Source organism: Martinezella sp. CNPSo 3957, assembly GCF_057784395.1.
The window spans coordinates 133,586-147,894 of the sequence record NZ_JBXSOU010000011.1 but is presented as its reverse complement, the minus strand read 5'-3'; the positions used below and the strand labels follow the sequence as shown (position 1 = coordinate 147,894).

At 60.7% G+C, this 14,309-nt stretch carries 13 protein-coding genes; 7 read left to right on the top strand and 6 right to left on the bottom strand.

Annotation, left to right across the window (positions count from 1 at the left end):
* Positions 1-105 precede the first annotated feature (105 nt).
* Positions 106-1,209 (bottom strand): TRAP transporter substrate-binding protein, encoded by a 1,104-nt coding sequence (locus AC13QE_RS23590; RefSeq protein ID WP_488485493.1) that lies wholly within the window; start codon positions 1,207-1,209, stop codon positions 106-108.
* A gap of 295 nt (positions 1,210-1,504) precedes the next feature.
* On the opposite strand from AC13QE_RS23590, the gene AC13QE_RS23585 reads away from it, so the two are divergent.
* Entirely contained in the window at positions 1,505-2,293 is a 789-nt protein-coding gene (locus AC13QE_RS23585) for a gamma-glutamyl-gamma-aminobutyrate hydrolase family protein (protein WP_488485492.1), read from the top strand.
* Here the strand turns inward: AC13QE_RS23585 and AC13QE_RS23580 are convergent, their stop codons facing one another.
* From AC13QE_RS23580 to AC13QE_RS23570, 3 genes are all read right to left on the bottom strand, one after another.
* Entirely contained in the window at positions 2,294-3,262 is a 969-nt protein-coding gene (locus AC13QE_RS23580; RefSeq protein ID WP_488485491.1) for a 2-hydroxyacid dehydrogenase, read from the bottom strand. It lies immediately after the preceding gene.
* Positions 3,263-3,303: 41 nt separating this feature from the next.
* On the bottom strand, positions 3,304-4,323 hold the full coding sequence (locus AC13QE_RS23575) for a LacI family DNA-binding transcriptional regulator (RefSeq protein WP_112335169.1): 1,020 nt from the start codon (positions 4,321-4,323) through the stop codon (positions 3,304-3,306).
* Between the two features lie 118 nt (positions 4,324-4,441).
* Entirely contained in the window at positions 4,442-4,954 is a 513-nt protein-coding gene (locus AC13QE_RS23570) for a MarR family winged helix-turn-helix transcriptional regulator (protein ID WP_132717572.1), read from the bottom strand.
* 86 nt (positions 4,955-5,040) lie between these two features.
* Here AC13QE_RS23570 and AC13QE_RS23565 point away from each other — a divergent pair, with 86 nt between their 5' ends.
* From AC13QE_RS23565 to AC13QE_RS23540, 6 genes are all read left to right on the top strand, one after another.
* Positions 5,041-5,832, top strand: a complete 792-nt coding sequence (locus AC13QE_RS23565; protein WP_488485490.1) for a creatininase family protein — start codon at positions 5,041-5,043, stop codon at positions 5,830-5,832.
* Between the two features lie 140 nt (positions 5,833-5,972).
* The gene (locus AC13QE_RS23560) at positions 5,973-7,067 is read left to right on the top strand and encodes a CobW family GTP-binding protein (RefSeq protein WP_112335171.1); all 1,095 of its coding nucleotides are present in this window, start codon (positions 5,973-5,975) and stop codon (positions 7,065-7,067) included.
* A complete protein-coding gene (locus AC13QE_RS23555; RefSeq protein ID WP_488485489.1) occupies positions 7,067-8,056 on the top strand; it encodes a WD40 repeat domain-containing protein in 990 nt (329 codons plus the stop codon). Before AC13QE_RS23560 ends, AC13QE_RS23555 begins: the two co-directional genes overlap by 1 nt.
* A 77-nt stretch (positions 8,057-8,133) precedes the next feature.
* Positions 8,134-8,949, top strand: a complete 816-nt coding sequence (gene cysE, locus AC13QE_RS23550; RefSeq protein ID WP_488485488.1) for a serine O-acetyltransferase — start codon at positions 8,134-8,136, stop codon at positions 8,947-8,949.
* Between the two features lie 425 nt (positions 8,950-9,374).
* A complete protein-coding gene (locus AC13QE_RS23545; RefSeq protein WP_488485487.1) occupies positions 9,375-11,000 on the top strand; it encodes a phospholipase C in 1,626 nt (541 codons plus the stop codon).
* Positions 11,001-11,019: 19 nt separating this feature from the next.
* Entirely contained in the window at positions 11,020-12,396 is a 1,377-nt protein-coding gene (locus tag AC13QE_RS23540; protein WP_488485486.1) for a cytochrome-c peroxidase, read from the top strand.
* Positions 12,397-12,453: 57 nt separating this feature from the next.
* On the opposite strand, the gene AC13QE_RS23535 is transcribed toward AC13QE_RS23540, so the two are convergent.
* Together AC13QE_RS23535 and odc2 are read right to left on the bottom strand one after the other, a co-directional pair.
* Positions 12,454-13,044, bottom strand: a complete 591-nt coding sequence (locus AC13QE_RS23535; RefSeq protein WP_488485485.1) for a GNAT family N-acetyltransferase — start codon at positions 13,042-13,044, stop codon at positions 12,454-12,456.
* Between the two features lie 112 nt (positions 13,045-13,156).
* Positions 13,157-14,290, bottom strand: a complete 1,134-nt coding sequence (odc2, locus tag AC13QE_RS23530; RefSeq protein ID WP_112335175.1) for an ornithine/lysine decarboxylase — start codon at positions 14,288-14,290, stop codon at positions 13,157-13,159.
* Positions 14,291-14,309: the final 19 nt, after the last annotated feature.

Below are 14,309 nucleotides of genomic sequence, written 5' to 3'. Positions count from 1 at the left end.
CCAGCATCACGCTGGCATAATGATTCTCGGTACACGTTCACGTTGATATGATGTTAGACCACTAATAAAGGAAACGATATATCGCCGAAGACTTATGAAATACAATTACAGCTTGCCTGCCCGCTGTTGGATCATCATGAAGGTATCGAAGGTATACTCGGAAAGCTGCATCCACAGATAGGCATCCTTCTTGTAGGCGACCTGGTCCTCGTAAATGCGCTTGAAATAATCATTGGATTTCGAGAGATCGGCATAGAGCGCGCCGGCTGCCTGGAAACAGGCCTCCATGATCTCCTGGCTGAAGGGCCTGAGCGTCACGCCTTGTGTCACGATTTCCTTCAGCGCCTGCGGATTTTTGACGTCGTATTTCGCCAGCATGTTGGTGTTGGCGAAGGCGCATGCATCGCCGAGAATTGTCTGATAAGGCTTCGGCAGGGCATTCCATTTTTCCAGGTTGAAAAAGGCATGCACCACGGCGCCGCCCTCCCACCAGCCAGGATAATAATAATACTTCGCGATCTTTTGCAGCCCGAGCTTCAGGTCGTCATAGGGTCCGACCCATTCGGCCGCATCCACGGTGCCCTTGCTCAGCGCATCGTAGACGCCGTTGACCGCGATATCCTGCTGCGGCACGACTCCGATCTTCTCGATCACCTTGCCGGCCAGACCGGCAATGCGCATTTTCAGACCCTTGAGATCGTCGAGCGTATTGATTTCCTTGCGAAACCAGCCGCCCATCTGCGCGCCGGTGTTACCTGCGGGAAGCCCCAAGATGCCCTGTGTGGCATAGAATTCGTTCATCAGCTTGTTGCCGTTGCCCTGGTAGAACCAGGCATTGGTCAGCCGGGCATTGAGGCCGAAGGGCAGCGCCGTGCCGATGGCATAGGTCGGATCCTTTTGCCAGAAATAATAGGAGCAGGTGTGCGCGGCATCGACGGCGCCGGCGCTGACCGCATCGGCCGCCTGTGCGCCGGGAATGATCTCACCGGCCTCATAGGTCTGGATGAGGAAATTGCCGTTGGTCGCGTCTGAAACATGCGCGGCAATATCCTCCGCGCCGCCATAGATCGTGTCCAGGCTCTTGGGGAAGGAGGAGGTCATCTTCCAGGTGATCTTCGGATATTCCTGGGCAAGGGCCGGGGTCGCAAGCGCAGAAGCGGCACCTGCGCCAACGGCTCCTGCCCGCCTGATGAAGGAACGGCGATCCATCGAATTCTCCCATACGGACGGCATTGCAGAGGAGCGGCACGCTCCCCGTCACGGCGCAAGCGATGGAACTAACCACGCCGCCGCCAGTCTTTCAAGTTAGCTCTCTTGCACCGCATTATGGCGATTCCTGTACATCCGCATGACGAAGGGAAACAAAGCCTTATGGACGCCGCTGCACGTTGCTGCCTGCGCCGTCTTCGCGTAGATTCGTGACGTGGATAACAGCCTTTGGATTGACATCATGATCGTCCAGAGGTCCTACCATACAACCGTTTCGCCCTTGCCGGAGCCTCGAATGTCCAGACCGATCATCGCCATTCCCGCCGATATCCGCGAGTTCGATGGCACCAGCTGGCATGCGGTGCAGCTGCAATATGTCCGCGCGGCGGTCAAAGCGGCGGGATTGATGGCACTCATCGTTCCCGCACTTGAGGACGACAATGATGCCGACGCCATTCTCGACCGGGTGGACGGGCTGCTCGTTTCCGGTTCGGCGACCAACGTGCATCCATCCCTCTATGGAAAAGAGGCAAAGGATAGCGACGGTCCTTTCGACCCGGCGCGCGACGCGACATCGCTGCCACTCATCCGCCGCGCGATCGACCGCGCCATCCCGATGCTCGCCATCTGCCGCGGCATTCAGGAGCTGAATGTTGCGCTTGGCGGCACGCTTGCCAGCGAAATCCAGGACCAGCCGGGCATCTGGGATCACCGCAAGCCGCCGAATGTCGATCGCGATACGATGTATTCGATCCGCCAGAGCGTTTTCGTCAAGGAAGGCTCCTGCATCGCCCGTGTCGTTGGATCGGGTGAAGTGCGTGTCAATTCGCTGCATCGCCAGGCGATCGCCGATACGGCGCCGAAACTGCAGGTGGAGGCACTCGCGGAAGACGGCACGATCGAGGCCGTCTCCGTTATCGGCGCCAAGGCCTTTGCCGTCGGCGTGCAATGGCACCCGGAATATTGGGCGGAGACGGATTCCCCATCATTGAAGCTCTTCACCGCCTTCGGCGATGCGGTGCGCGATTACGCAGCTGGCAAAGAGCGACCTGCGGCCGCTCCGTATCAGCAAAAAGCCGTCTGATCAGCGTCGCGGTTTGACTGGCGTTTCCGGCACCGGCGTCACAGGCTCACCCTCAGCGAACCATGCGATGATGTTATCGGCAACGAGATCGGCCATGGCATCGCGCGTCGGCACCGAGGCCGAGGCCACATGTGGCAGCAGGGAAACATTCGGCAGCGAGAGATAGCCTGTGGGGACATTCGGTTCGTCGTAGAAGACGTCGAGACCGGCAGCTCCCAGCGTGCCGTTGCCGAGGGCTGTTATCAGCGCGTCGTCATCCACGGACCAGCCGCGGCCGACGTTGATGAACACGCCCTGCGGCCCGAGCGCCGACAGGATCTCGGCGTTGATGACTTTGTGCGTCTCGGGCGTCTTCGGCACGATGGAAATCAGCGTATCCACCGATTGCGCCATCTCCAGCAGCGTCGGATAGTAATCGTAAGGCAGCGAATCGCGCGGCGTGCGGGTGTGATAGCCGATCTTCACCTTGAACGGCTCCAGCCTTCTCGCGATCTCCAGGCCGATACGGCCGAGACCGTTGATGCCGATGCGGCGTCCCTTCATGGAAAAGGGCGAGAGCGGGAAGGCTCCCTCCTTTGCCCAGCGCCCCTCGCGCAGCCAGGTCTCCGCCTTCGGAAACTGCCGCAGCGTGTTCAAGAGCAAGGCGACCGCGGTATCGGCGACCTCGTCGTTCAGGACGTCAGGCGTATTGGTAACCACGATCCCCTTCGAGGCGGCATGCTTGACGTCGATCCCGTCATAGCCGACCCCGAAATTGGCGATGACTTCGAGATTAGGAAAGGCATCGATCCACGCGGCATCGAAGCTGCCTGCAACGGCAACGCCGCGGATGCGGGCTGCGGTTTCCGCATCAACCTTCGGACCACCATCGCGTTCGACGGAAACGATATCGAACTGTTTTCCGAGCCTTTCGAGGACACGCGGGTGTATCTTCCCCGGAACGAGGACGGCGATGCGACTATCGGACATGGATCTTTCCTCTTGAGAGACAGTTCGGCGCCGAACCGCTGCTAGCGAGCTTTATAAGGCGCCGTCGATTGGCGGATGCGCATTTCCGGCTTGATCAGATGAATACCGTCCGGTTCATGGCTTCCCGCCAGCCTATCCAAAAGCGCGCGCGCTGCAAGCCTTCCGACCTCGGCCTGACCGTTCCAGACGGTGGTCAGCGCCGGCGTTGCGATCGCCGCCTCCTCCAGATCGTCATAGCCGGTGACCGAAATGTCTCGCCCGGGAACGAGGCCGGCGCGCGAAATGCCGTTCATCAGCCCGATGGCGACCAGGTCATTCCAGCAGACGGCCGCCGTCGGCTTCTGCGGCAGCGACAGGAAATGCACCGCCGCCTCGAAGCCGCCCTGCTTGGAACGTGCGCCGGGAATGCGCAGATTGGGATCGACCTCGATAGCAGCCTTGCGCAGCGCATTCACATAGCCCTGATAGCGGTCGCGCCCCGTCGAAGTCTGATCGGTGCCGCCGATCATGGCAATGGAGCGGTGGCCAAGGCTGATCAGGTGATTGGTCGCAAGCGAGATCCCGTAGCTGTCGTCGCCGCGAAAGGTCGGCAGATCCAGCGCTTCGATCTGTCGCGCGACGAGAATGGCCGGCATGCCGTTTTCTTCCGCCAGCTCGAAATCTTCCGGCGGCGTCCCGATCGCCGGCGACATGATGACGCCGTCACCGCCGAGCTGCAGCAGCGTCTCGATGAAGGTCCGCTGCTTTTCGACGGAATCATAGTGATTGGAAAGGATGAAGGTGTGACGGCTGCGATCGAGTTCGCTTTCGATCGCCTTCAGGATTTCCCCATAGAAGGGGTTCATGATGTCATGTACGACGACACCGATGATGCCCGATCGGGATGTCCTCAGGCTCGCCGCGCGGCGATTGTAGATATAGCCCAGCGCGCGGGCCTGGTCTTTGATCTTCTCGCGGGTATTGACCGCAACCAATGGGCTGTCGCGTAAGGCCAGAGATACCGTTGCCGTTGAAATGCCCAGCGTTTCCGCAATTGTAGAAAGCTTTATCTTTTGCGCCACGCGCGCCCTCCCCGTGAAACGCAGCCGTAACATATTCCGATCGTTTTACGATTTCGGAATTTAAAATCTTTAATTAAAAGCTTTAATCACGCCGCGCAACACGAATTCTCAAGGATTCTCAGAATTCGTCTTCATCCTCATCGTCATCTCCGGCCTGGAGATTATGCTCGATCGTCTTGAGCAGGCGCACAAGCGAGCGGATGTCTTTTTCCGAGAAGCCGCGGGTCGCAAGCTCATCGCAGCTTGCCGCCGAACTTTCGATTTCGCTGACGCTGTTTCGCCCTGCTTCGGTCAGATAGACCTTGGTCAGGCGGGCATCGTCGGCATCCGGCCGCCGTTCGACAAAGCCTTGCGCCTCCATGCGGCCGATCGTGCGCGTCATCGTCGGCGCCTTGACGCCGAGCTTATGGGCCAGCGTACCGGCCGGAAGACCATCGCTTGCCGCGAGCGCAAGAATGACACCGTCCTGTCCGGCATAGAGGCCGCTCGCCGTCAGGCTGCGCGTCATCACCGTGCGCATGGACCGCGCCGCCTGCGTCAAGGCCGGCGACAGATCGGCAAGCGTGTAGTCCCGGTGATCCTTCTTCTTACCTGACTTACTTTTCTTCCCGACCTTGTTCTTTTTGCCCATCGTGATTCCGTTGACCTTTTCGCCGCTAAGTCATCACGCTATGACATTGCGCAGGTTACTGACATAAACAAGAGGTACACCCTCAGATGGCGCATCCTTTGCCATGTTTCGATGACAATGATGAAACATTGACGCCTGAAGAGCGAAGAAAATGGATCGCCGTACTGCCACTTGGCGCCTATGAGCAACACGGCCCACATTTGCCGTTCGAAACCGATGCGCTCATCGCGGAAGGAATCGTGTCGCGTCTCAAGGTTGCCTTGCCTGCAAACCTGCCGGTCACCTTTCTCGCCGTCGAGCCGGTTGGCTATTCCATCGAGCATATGGATGTCGTCGGTACGCGGACGCTGGCTTTTGACGAAGCTGTTCGGCGGTGGCTCGGCATTGCCGAGCAGATGAACAATCTCGGCATTCGCAAATTCGTCATGCTGAACGCCCATGGCGGCAACTCGCCGCTGATGACCATCGTGGCGACCGAAGCGCGCGTGCGCTTCGACATGCTGGCGGTCGCCACCAGCTGGACGCGTTTCGGCGTGCCGGAGGGGCTGATCTCGCCGGACGACAAAGCCATCGACATTCACGGCGGCGATATCGAGACATCGGTCATGCTCGCCCTGCATCCGGAGAAGGTGGACATGTCGAAGGCGGCGAATTTCCCATCGCGCCAATCCGAGTTTATCAAGGGCTTCAAACATCTGCGCGCCTACGGCCCTCACGCTTTCGGCTGGAAAATGTCCGATCTGAGCGCACAAGGCGTCGCCGGCAATGCCGGCGTCGCAACGGCGGAGAAGGGTGAACGGCTGATCTCGCACGCTGTCAAAGGTCTCGTCGAACTGCTTGAAGATGTCGACCGCTTCGATATGTCGACGCTGTCGTGACTATGCGGCCAAATCGCCTCTCCGCAATCCAATGTGATCTTATAACATACAAAAGCCTTTGAACTGACGTCTCCAACTCCTTATATGGAACCCGACCAATATCTGCTCCCCGGGGCAACCTTCCATATTTCGAGGCTCCCATGACCGAAACAGCCACGCAAAAGCCCGTTCCCGTCACCGTTCTCACCGGCTATCTCGGCGCCGGCAAGACGACGCTGTTGAACCGCATCCTCTCCGAAAACCACGGCAAGAAATACGCCGTGATCGTCAACGAGTTCGGCGAGATCGGCATCGACAACGACCTGATCGTCGAGTCGGACGAAGAAATCTACGAAATGAACAACGGCTGCGTCTGCTGCACCGTTCGCGGCGACCTGATCCGCGTCGTCGAAGGCCTGATGCGCCGTCCCGGCCGCTTTGACGGCATCATCGTCGAAACCACCGGCCTTGCCGATCCGGTTCCGGTCGCACAGACCTTCTTCATGGACGACGATGTTCGCGCCAAGACCGAACTCGACGCCGTCGTCGCGCTCGTCGACGCCAAGCACCTGCCGCTGCGACTGAAGGACAGCCGCGAAGCCGAAGACCAGATCGCCTTTGCCGACGTCGTCGTCATCAACAAGTCGGATCTCGTAACGCCGGAAGAGCTGGCCCAGATCGAGGATATCGTCCACGCGATCAACCCGGCCGCCCGCGTCTACAAGACGACCCGCTCCGGCGTCGATCTTGCCCGCGTGCTGAACCAGGGCGCCTTCAACCTGGAACGCGCGCTCGAGAACGACCCGCATTTCCTCGAGCACGGCCATGAGGATCATGTCTGCGGCCCGGATTGCGATCATGATCACCACCACCATCATGATCATGATCATGACCATCACCACCATGATCACGATCACGACCATCACCACCACCACGCGCCTTCGCCGATCCACGACGTCACCGTGCAGTCGGTTTCGTTGCGCGGCGGCGAGATGAATGCCGAACGCTTCTTCCCCTGGATCCAGAAGGTCACGCAGACGCAAGGCCCGAATATCCTCCGCCTCAAGGGCATCATCGCCTTCAAGGACGATCCGGAACGCTACGTCGTCCAGGGCGTGCACATGATCATCGAAGGCGATCATCAGCGCCCCTGGAAAGACGGCGAGAAGCATGAAAGCCGCCTGGTGTTCATCGGCCGCGAGCTCGACCGCGAAAAGCTGGAAGCCAGCTTCAAGGCGTGCGAGGCGTCTGCCTGATGCCGACTGTTGCTCCGCTTGATATCGACGGCCACGTTCTGGCCGTCGAATTTTTAGGTGATACCCCCTTCTTCGCCAGCGCCGCCGGCGCGATCCACCGCCTCGAAGGCGGGGAGAAGATCACCGAAGCTCATCATGGGATGCTGACCTGCATCCGCGACCCCCATGGCGAGAGCCTGATTTCGGGCGGTGAGGACGGCAAGGTTCTCCGGATTGCTGCGGACGGCAGCACGACGGTGCTGGCCGAAGCGCCGCGCAAATGGATCAGCCAGCTTGCAGCCGGCCCGCAGGGTGCCGTCGCCTATTCCTATGGCAAGAGCACTTTCGTACGGCTCTCCGACGGGACGACGAAAGAGTTCCCGGAAGAACGCACCGTCGAAGGCATCGCCTTCGCGCCCAAGGGCCTGCGGATCGCCGTCGCCCGCTACAACGGCGTGTCGCTGCACTGGGTGGGCATGAGCGCGCCGCCGGTCAATCTCGAATGGAAAGGCGCCCATACCAGCGTCACCTTCTCGCCGGATGGTCAGTTCATCGTCACCACCATGCAGGAAAATGCCCTGCACGGCTGGAAGATGGATGCGAAGCCGGGTGCCGAAGCCCGGCACATGCGCATGACCGGCTATCCCGCCAAGGTGAAGTCGCTCTCCTGGTCAAACAAGGGCAAGTGGCTCGCCTCGTCGGGCGCACCGGCCGCGATCGTCTGGCCCTTCCAGGGCAAGGATGGCCCGATGGGCAAGGCGCCGCTGGAGCTCGGCACGCGCGCCAACATCATGGCGACCTCGGTAAAGTTTCATCCCGTTGAGGATATTCTCGCCATCGGCTTCATCGACGGCATGATCTTGGCGGTCCGCATCGGCGACGCAAAGGAAGCGCTCTTGCGCCGGCCCGGCAAGGGTGCGATCACATCGATGAGTTGGAGCAAGTCCGGCAAGCTGCTCGCCTTCGCCTCCGAAGCCGGCGACTGCGGCGTTGTGGACATCTCCGGTTAAAGCAATTCCAGGAACAGTGTGCAGCGGTTTTCCGTCCGGAGTTGCGTGAAAACATTGAGATGCAGAAAGATAGGATCATGCCCCAGCCAGGAACGGCAATCGCCGAAAATTCTCCTGCCCTAGCCGAAAACGTCTGGGACGTGATCCGCTGCGAAGCCGCCGAGCTTGCTGCGCGCGAGCCGACGCTCGCTCCTCTGCTGCAGGCGCAATTGCTTGGCGGAATCTCTGATGCTGAAAGCCTTGCCAACGTACTGGCGGCACGCCTCTGCGTTGTCAGGATCGAGCATGGCGACATGCTTTCGCTGCTGTCCGACGTACTGAGGCGATATCCCGCCATCCTGCAGGCGACCGAAGCGGATCTCGTTGCCGTGCGGACCCGCGACCCCGCCTGCACCACCTATCTGCATGCGCTTCTGAACCTGAAGGGCTTCCATGCCCTGCAGACACACCGCATCGCCCATGCGCTCTGGACGGAGGGCCGCAAGGAAATCGCAAGCTGGCTCGCCAACCTCGTTTCGCTCGTCTTCGGCCCGGATATCCATCCGGCCGCGAAGATCGGCACCTCGATCATGCTCGACCACGGCTCCGGTATCGTCATCGGTGAGACCGCCGTCATCGAGGATGAGGTGTCGATCCTGCAAAACGTCACGCTTGGCGGCACCGGCAAAGAGAGCGGCGACCGTCACCCGAAAATCCGCCACGGCGTGATGATCGGCGCCGGCGCCAAGATCCTCGGCAACATCGAAGTCGGTGCCTTCAGCAAGGTTGCCGCGGGCAGCGTCGTGGTCAAACCCGTGCCGCCCCATTGCACTGTCGCCGGCGTCCCGGCGGTGGTCGTGCGCATCCATCGCGCCGACGAGATCCCTGCCGAGACGATGGATCAGAATATCTGATTTCACCTGAATGAAGGAGCGTGGCCACCTCGTGGTTCGAGGCATCGCCGTTTTCGCGGCGCTTAACGGCGCTGCACCTCACCATGCGGTGAAGCAGGCTCCATGGCGAGGCACGCAAGATCAGCCCTCATGCCGAGGAGGCCCCGAAGGGCCGTCTCGAAGCACGAGGGCGGGTGAGGAAACACCCCGCTGGCAGTCCGTGACATAAGGTAGCACCGTAAACGCTCCGCACAGGCGTCTGGTAGCGTTCTGCATCCAGTATAGCAGAATCAAGTGCTTACCGGAGATGCCATATCAGCGGCGGAATCGCTTGCCCGCACCCTTCATGGAATTGTCATCCTCCGTTGATAGCTCGGAAGGGTTCTCTATGCCCGGCGTGGCGCAAATTCGCCGGAGCAATGCCCCCACCCGAAGAGGATATGACGATGACCAGTCTTTCACGGCGCGCGCTTACAACCGGCAGCGCGCTTGGCCTTATTTTGCTCTGTTCCACCGCCGGTGCCGCTGACGTAAGCCCGGCACCGAATACCGCGACCCCCATCAAGCATCTTGTCGTGATCTTCCAGGAAAACGTCTCCTTCGACCATTATTTCGCGACCTACCCCAAGGCCGCGAATGTCGATGGCGAACCGGCGTTCAAGGCGGCCGACAACACGCCGACGGATATCAATACGCTCGCCAATGCCGGCCTTCTCGACAACAACCCGAACAAGACCAACACGGCAAACGGTGCCGATGCCGCAGCCCCTTTCCGGCTCGACCGCACGCAGGCGGCAACCCAGTCGCAGAACCATGGCTATACCGCCGAACAGGCCGCCTACAATAACTTCGCCATGGACCTTTTCCCGGCCAATACCGGCCGTGGCACCAAGGGGGCTGCCGGCGCATTCGGCACCAAGGGGCAGGTCATGGGCTATTATGACGGCAACACCGTCACCGCCCTTTGGAACTACGCCCAGCACTATGCGCTGAACGACAATTCCTTCTCCACCAATTTCGGCCCCTCGACCCCCGGCGCGCTGAACCTGATTTCCGGCCAAACCAACGGTGCCATTCTGCCACCCGGCTACACGCTGGAAAGCGATGGTACCTATTCCAAGGGCCGCATCGTGCCTGACGGCAACGGCGGCTGGACCGCGATCAGCGACTTCGATCCCACCGGCGATGTCTGCTCGGTCGGCCAGACGGCACTGATGTATGGCAAGAACATTGGCGACATGCTGAACGAGCACAAGATCACCTGGGGCTTCTTCGAAGGCGGCTTCGACCTTTCGCTAACCAACCCGGACGGCACGACGGGTTGCAAACGCGCGACCACGTCGACCGTCACCAAGGTCAATTACACCGACTACATTCCGCATCACCAGCCGTTCCAATATTATGCCTCGACTGCCAACCCGACGCATGCGCGCCCCTCTTCTGTGGCGGCGATCGGCACGACGGATGCAGCAAACCATCAGTACGACATGAACGACTTCTATGCGGCCCTGAAGAACGGCAATATGCCCACGATCAGCTTCCTGAAGGCGCCCGCCTATCAGGACGGCCATGCCGGATATTCCGACCCACTCGACGAACAGGAATTCGTAACTGAGGTGGTCAACACCGTTCAGAATTCGCCGGATTGGAAGGACACCGCCATCATTATCCTCTACGACGATTCCGATGGCTGGTATGACCATGCCCATGCTGTCGTCAATCCGTCGAAAATCCCCGTCAAGGGCTATGACGTGCTGAGCGGCGACGGCTGCTCCACCGGTACGCCGATGCCAGGCGTCGACGGCCAGCCGGCCCAGGGGCGCTGCGGCTATGGCACCCGCCAGCCGCTGCTCGTCATCTCGCCCTATGCCAAGGTCAACTTCGTGGATCACACGCTGACGGACCAGACCTCCGTCATGCGCTTCATCGAGGATAACTGGATGGCGGGTGCCCGCCTCGGTGGTGGCTCCTTCGATGTGCTCTCGGGCTCGCTGAACACCATGTTCGACTGGTCCAAGGGTGACGCGCAGAAGCTGATCCTCGATCCGAAGACCGGCAACCAGGCATCTTAAGACTATCAGGGAGACGGAAATGCCCTCGATCAACCGCCGTCTCCTGCCGCTCCTCGCACTTGCGGGCCTCTCGCTCGCGGGTGCGGCTGTCGGCATGGCAAGCGAACCGGCGGCCCGTGCTTCGGCAACCGACGACTATGACGATCAGGCACCGCTCAGCGCGGTGGCGCAGCTCGGCAAAAAGCTGTTCTTCGATCCCTCGCTCTCGGGCGGCGGCCAGATGTCTTGCGCCACGTGCCACGATCCGGCCAACCACTATGCGCCGGCCAACGGTCTTGCCGTGCAGCTCGGCGGCTTGCAGCTTGACCAGCCCGGCATCCGCGCCGTGCCCAGCCTCGCCTACAAGATCTCGACCCCATCCTTCTCGATCGGCGAGGAAAGTGCCACCGACGAGGCCGCGGAAGCCTCGCCGATGACCGAAGCATCGGGCGTGGCGCTAGCCAACGCCCCCGCCGTCACCAGTCCGCTGGCGGCACAGGCCGTCGTCAAAGCCGATGCAGCAGCGGCCAATCTCGTGCCGCAGGGTGGCATGTTCTGGGATGGGCGGGTCGATTCGCTGGAGGAACAGGCCCTGCAGCCGATGATCTCGCCCTTCGAAATGGCGAATGCCGATGCGGCCACCGTCTATACCAAGCTGAAGAAGGGATACGGCAAGGATATTTCGGCGCTCTTCGGCGACAATATCCTCAACGATCAGGACATGACGATCTCCGAGATCGGCTTCGCGCTTGCCCGCTACCAGATCGAGGATCGCTCCTTCCACCCCTATACCAGCAAGTATGACTACTATCTGCGCGGCAAGGCGGTGCTGACGGATGCTGAGGCGCGGGGTCTGAAGCTCTTCGACGACGCGAGCAAGGGCAACTGCGCCTCCTGCCATCTCGACAAGATGACCGGCGATGGGCAGATGCCCAACTTGACCGATTTCGAATTCGAGGCGCTCGGCGCACCGCGCAATCCGACGATTCCGGCCAATACCGATGCGCGCTACTACGACACCGGGATTTGCGGTCCGTTGCGCAACGACACCTATTCCGCCCAGCAACAGAATTGCGGGCTGTTCAAAACACCGACGCTGCGCAATGTCGCTGCCCGCCACGTTTTCTTCCACAATGGCGTCTACCGCACACTGGAGGATGTCACCCGCTTCTACGTCAAGCGCGATACCAATCCGGAGGAAATCTATCCGAAGGATGCAAGCGGCAAGGTGCTGAAATATGATGATCTGCCGGCGCGGTATCAGGCCAATATCGATGTCATCGACGCGCCGATGAACCGCAAGCTCGGCGATGCCCCTGCCCTGAACGATGCCGAGATCGCCGATGTCGTTGCCTTTCTGAAGACGCTGACGGATGGCTACGACCCGGCGAAGGATGGCATAAAGGCCGCCAATTAGGAACGCCTCCGCCCGGATGGGCGAAGACGTATGAAAACCTCAAAGCTGTTCGTGCGTTTACGCAGCCTTTGATATCGGCGGCTGTGCGAGTTTGCGGCCGCTGGCGACGATCATGCCCGCGGCACTATCGAGCCAGCCTTGCTTGAGCTCGAGAGCAAGGAAGCGCTCGCGCTGGAATGGGCCAGGCATGACGAGATGGCGGGTCTTTGCGGCAAAGAAGCCGAAACGCTCGTAGTAAGGCGCATCGCCGACGAGCAGGATCGCGCCGTGACCGCGCTTCTTGGCTTCCATGATGGCTGCGCGCATCAGCGCCGAGCCCATGCCCTTGCCTTCATAGGCAGGATCGACCGCCAGCGGGCCGAGCAGCAGCGCATCGACGGGACGGGTTTCGCGATCGACGCCGGCTTCGACGTTCCACAAGCGGACCGTGCCAACGACATGACCGGCACGATCGCGCGCGACCAGTGCCAGGCCCTCAGCCGGCACGCGGCCCTGGCGCAGCTTTTCCGACGACTTCTTGCGGCGGCCGGGACCCATGGCGCGATCCAGCAGGTTTTCGCGCGCAACGACATCGCCTGCATTTTCCAGGTCGAGAGTGAATGTGGACGGCGCAAAGAATGCGCGGACAGAATCAAGAACAGCGGCCATCTTGGCCTCCCGTGCCCAATACCGTTATCAGCGGCGGTGACAGACTATTGTAAGGGTGCCGCCCCGGCTGGCTACGGGGGCGGCTTTATCGAACTTTAGACCCTTAGGGACCTTAGATAATGTAGGCCTTCAGCGGATCGAAACCGTTGAACGCCACAGCCGAGTAGGTCGTGGTGTAGGCGCCGGTGCCTTCGATCAGGACCTCGTCGCCGATGGTGAGCGACACTGGTAGCGGATAGAGGTTCTTCTCATAGAGCACGTCGGCCGAATCGCAGGTCGGACCGGCAATGACGCAAGGCTCCATTTCGTCGCCGTCGCGCGTGGTGCGGATCGGGTAGCGGATCGCCTCGTCCATGGTTTCGGCGAGACCGCCGAACTTACCGATGTCGAGGAAAACCCAGCGAGCGGCATCGTTGTCCGACTTCTTCGAAATCAGGACGACTTCAGCCTTGATCACGCCGGCATTGCCGACCATGCCACGGCCCGGCTCGATGATCGTGTGCGGGATCTGGTTGCCGAAATGGGCGCGCAGAGACGCAAAGATCGCCTTGCCATAGGCTTCGGCCGACGGAACGTCGCGCAGGTACTTGGTCGGGAAACCACCGCCCATGTTGACCATCTGCAGGTGAATGCCCTGCTTGGCGAGCGAGACGAAAACGCGCTTGGCATCGGCCAGAGCATCGTCCCAGGCGTCGACCTTGGTCATCTGCGAGCCGACGTGGAAAGACACGCCATAGGATTCCAGACCCAGCTGATGGGCATAGACGAGAACGTCGACGGCCATCTGCGGAACGCAGCCGAACTTGCGCGACAGCGGCCATTCGGCACCTTCGCCATCGGTCAGGACGCGGCAGAACACGCGGGCGCCGGGCGCGGCACGGGAAATCTTCTCGACTTCCTCATGGCTGTCGACGGCAAAGAGGTTGATACCGAGCGCATGCGCACGGGCGATATCGCGCTCCTTCTTGATGGTGTTACCGAAGGAAATACGAGCCGCGGTCGCGCCGGCATCGAGCGCCATTTCGATTTCAGCGACGGACGCGCAATCGAAGTTGGAGCCGAGGCTTGCGAGCAGACGCAGCACTTCCGGAGCCGGGTTGGCCTTGACGGCATAATAGATGGCGCTGTCCGGCATGGCATGACGGAAGGCGTGAAAATTGTCGCGGACGACGTCGAGATCGACCACCAGGCAAGGACCGTCCGGACGTCGGGTAGCGAGGAAATCGCGAATACGTTGCGTGGTCATGTCAATTCCCTTTCAATTC